This is a genomic window from Zoogloea oryzae, assembly GCF_030161255.1.
GTDB lineage: Bacteria > Pseudomonadota > Gammaproteobacteria > Burkholderiales > Rhodocyclaceae > Zoogloea > Zoogloea oryzae.
The window spans coordinates 1-3449 of sequence record NZ_BSPX01000151.1 but is presented as its reverse complement, the minus strand read 5'-3'; the positions used below and the strand labels follow the sequence as shown (position 1 = coordinate 3449).

Sequence of the window (3449 nt, the reverse complement as noted above, 5' to 3'; positions counted from 1 at the left end):
CCGACACCGGCGCCGAACCCCGCCCCGCCACCAAGGCCGGCCGCTGGGCCGAAGCCCTGCTGCGGCAGGTGCAAGAAGCCCAGGCCGAGCTCACCCAGCTCGCCCCGTGGCTGCTGCTGCCCCCGCCGCCCCGCGGGCTGGACGGCTTTGCCGACCGGATCGCCGAGACCCTGGGCATGCCCACCCTGCGTCAGCTGGCGCACGTCGACGGCACGCTGTGCGCCCAGATCCGCCAGCGCCTCGACGACGACACCACCCAGGCCCAGCGCGCCTGGCTGCAGGATCTGCTGCACGGCGTCGCCGAAGGCGGCACCCGCGCCCGGGAACGCCTCACCACCATCGACAGCCTGTGCGGCCGCCTCGCCGCGATGGCCTGCATGGATTACGCCTTCCTGTACGACACCACCCGCCACCTGCTGTGCGTCGGCTACAACGTGCAGGACCGCCGGCTCGACGCGGGCTGCTACGACCTGCTCGCCTCCGAGGCTCGGCTGGCCAGCTTCGTCGGCATCGCCCAGGGCGCGCTGCCCCAGGAGAGCTGGTTCGCCCTCGGCCGCCTGCTCACCCGCGCCGGCGGCGAGCCGGTGCTGCTGTCGTGGAGCGGCTCGATGTTCGAATACCTGATGCCGCAGCTGGTGATGCCCGCCTACGCCCACACCCTGCTCGACCAGACCTGCCGGGCCGCGGTGGCGCGGCAGATCGACTACGGCCGCCAGCGCGGCGTGCCCTGGGGCATGTCCGAGTCGGCCTACAACAGCGTGGACGTGCAGCTCAACTATCAGTACCGCGCCTTCGGCGTGCCCGGGCTGGGCCTCAAGCGGGGGCTCGCCGACGATCTGGTGGTCGCCCCCTACGCCTCGGCCCTGGCCCTGATGGTGGTGCCGGCCGAGGCCTGCGCCAACCTCCGGCGCCTCGCCGCCGAAGGCTTTGTCGGGCGCTTCGGCTTCTACGAGGCCATCGACTACACCCCGGCCCGCCAGCGCCGCGGGCAGGCCCGGGTGGTGGTGCGCGCCTTCATGGCCCACCACCAGGGCATGAGCCTGCTGGCTCTCGCCTCGCACCTGCTGGGGCAGCCCATGCAGCGCCGCTTCGCCGCCGACCGCCAGCTCCAGGCCGCGCTGCCGCTGCTGCAGGAGCGCATCCCCCGCCCGTCGGGGCTGTTCTCGATGGCGGCCGAGCTGTCCGGGCTGCAGGCCCGCGTCCAGCCCCTCGACACGCCGCTGCGGGCCTTCACCACCCCCGACACCCCGATGCCCGAGGTCCAGCTGCTGTCCAACGGCCGCTACCACGTGATGATCAGCAACGCCGGCGGCGGCTACAGCCGCTGGCGCGACCTGGCGGTGACCCGCTGGCGCGAGGACGGCACCTGCGACGACCGGGGCGCCTGCTGCTACATCCGCGACGTGGCGAGCGGCGCCTTCTGGTCCGTCGCCCACCAGCCGACCCGGCGCCGCCCGACCAGCTACGAGGCGATCCTCTCCGAAGGCCGGGTCGAGTTCCGGCGCCGGGACGAAGTGGAGCCCGGCGGCGAGATCGAGACCTACACCGAGATCGTCGTCTCCCCCGAGGACGACATCGAGCTGCGCCGGGTGCGCCTCACCAACCGCAGCAGCCGCCCGCGGGAGATCGAGATCACCAGCTACGCCGAGGTGGTGATCGCCCCGCCCGCCGCCGACGCCCTCCACCCGGCCTTCAGCAAGCTCTTCGTGCAGACCGAGATCCTGCCCCGCCAGCGGGCCATCCTGTGCAAGCGCCGGCCCCGCTCGCCGGACGAAGCCACCCCCTGGCTGCTCCACCTGATGGCGGTGCACGGCGTGCCGTCCGACGCCGTATCGTGGGAGACCGACCGCGCCCGCTTCATCGGGCGCACCCGCGACACCGCCGCCCCGCTGGCCATGCTCGGCAGCGCCCCCCTGTCGGGCAGCGCCGGGCCGGTGCTCGACCCCATCGTCGCCATCCGCCAGCGCATCACCCTGGCGCCGGAGCAATCCGCCATCGTGGACATCGTCACCGGCATGGCCGACACCCGCGACATCGCCGTGGGCCTGGTGGGCAAGTACCTCGACCGCCACCTGGCCGACCGGGTCTTCGATCTGGCGTGGACCCACAGCCAGGTCGAACTGCAGCAGCTCAACGCGGTGGAAGCCGACGCCCAGCTCTACGCCCGGCTGGCCGGGGCCATCCTCTACGCCGGCGCCGCCCTGCGGGCCGACCCGGGCCTGCTGATCCGCAACCGGCGCGGCCAGTCCGGGCTGTGGGGCTACGCCATCTCCGGCGACCTGCCCATCGTGCTGCTGCAGATCGGCGACGCCGGCAACGTGGAGCTGGTCCGCCAGCTCGTGCAGGCCCACGCCTACTGGCGCCTCAAGGGCCTGGCGGTGGATCTGGTGATCTGGAACGAAGACCACGCCGGCTACCGCCAGCGCCTCCAGGACGAGATCGTCGGCCTGATCGCCTCGGGCAGCGGCGCCAGCGTCATCGACCGGCCGGGCGGCATCTTCGTGCGCCCCGCCGAGCAGATCTCCGCCGAAGACCGGCTGCTCTTCCAGGCCGTCGCCCGCATCGTCATCACCGACTGCCGCGGCACCCTCGCCGAACAGCTCGACCGGCGCGAGCTCGCCGCCCCGCGCCCGCCGCCCCTGCTGGCCACCCGCGCCCACCGCCCGGCCCCGCCGGCCGACGCCCCGCCCCAGGCTGTCACGCCGATCCTCGCCAACGGGCTGGGCGGCTTCTCGCCCGACGGGCGCGAATACCTCATCACCCTGGCCCCCGGCCAGCACACCCCCGCCCCGTGGGCCAACGTGATCGCCAACCCCGGCTTCGGCACCGTCATCTCGGAGAGCGGCAGCGCCTACAGCTGGAGCGACAACGCCCACGAGTTCCGCCTCAGCCCCTGGCACAACGACCCGGTGAGCGACCCGTCCGGCGAGGCCATCTACCTGCGCGACGAGGAAAGCGGCCACCTGTGGTCGCCCACCCCGCTGCCCCTGCGCGGCAGCGGCACCTACCTCACCCGCCACGGCTTCGGCTACAGCGTGTTCGAGACCCGGGAAGACGGCATCCACTCCCGGCTCACGGTGTTCGTCGCCATCGACGCGGCGGTGAAGTTCTCGGTGCTCACCCTGCGCAACGACTCCGGCCGGCCGCGCCAGCTCTCCGCCACCGGCTACGTGGAATGGGTGCTGGGCGACCTGCGGGAGAAGTCGGCCATGCACGTCAGCACCACCCTCGCCCATCCCGGCGGCGCCCTGTACGCCCGCAACCCCTTCAACACCGAGTTCGCCGAGCGGGTGGCCTTCTTCGATACGGACGGCCCGGTGCACAGCCGCAGCGCCGACCGGCGCGAGTTCCTCGGCCGCAACGGCCGGCGCGACGACCCGGCGGCCCTCGAATGCGCCGGCCTCTCCGGCCGCGTCGGCGGTGGCCTCGACCCCTGCGCCGCCCTCCAG

1 protein-coding gene is annotated in these 3449 nt (G+C 73.5%); it reads left to right on the top strand.

The features are described from left to right. Window positions 1–3449: glucoamylase family protein (locus tag QQK25_RS22470; RefSeq protein WP_284189967.1), on the top strand; the 3449-nt coding region annotated here is incomplete at both ends.